General features: G+C 51.2%; 1 protein-coding gene. It reads right to left on the bottom strand.

The features are described from left to right. A partial coding sequence (locus ACTHUR_RS16945; RefSeq protein ID WP_440399858.1) for an oxidoreductase occupies positions 1-559 on the bottom strand: 559 nt, incomplete at both ends.

The following is a 559-nucleotide window of genomic DNA, read 5'->3' as shown; positions in this document are numbered from 1 at the left end:
GTTTTGATGCGGTCGGTTTGTACGGTTTGGTAAGTGCCGTTTTGCATTTTGTTTGCCAAATCAGGGAATAAGGCAAACGGGCGGGCGACGCCGACTAAATCCAAATGGCCGCTGGAGAGTGCGTCTTCCATGGCGGTTTGCGAACGGAAGCCGCCGGTGATAATCAGTGGAACTTGGCTGACTGCACGGGCTTTTTCGGCGTAATCGATGAAGAAGGCTTCGCGTTTTCGGGTGCTGTCTTTGGCGGCGAGCATTTGCGGGCTTTCGTAGTTACCACCGGAAACTTCAATAAAATCAATGCCCATTTTCGACAGTTTTTGTACCACTTGCACCGATTCGCTTTCATCAAAACCGCCTTTTTGGAAATCCGCCGAATTGAGTTTTACGCCAACCAAGAAATCTTTACCCACAGCGGCACTAATAGCAGTGTAGATTTCCAAAAAGAAGCGCATACGGTTTTCCAAGCTGCCGCCCCATTGGTCTTGGCGGCGGTTGTGGTGCGGCGAGAGGAATTGGCTGATGAGATAGCCGTGCGCGGCGTGAATTTGTACGCCTGAGA

The organism is Neisseria sp. P0021.S007, assembly GCF_051956855.1.
The sequence above is the reverse complement of the archived record's forward strand: the minus strand, read 5'-3'. Positions and strand labels throughout refer to the sequence as shown.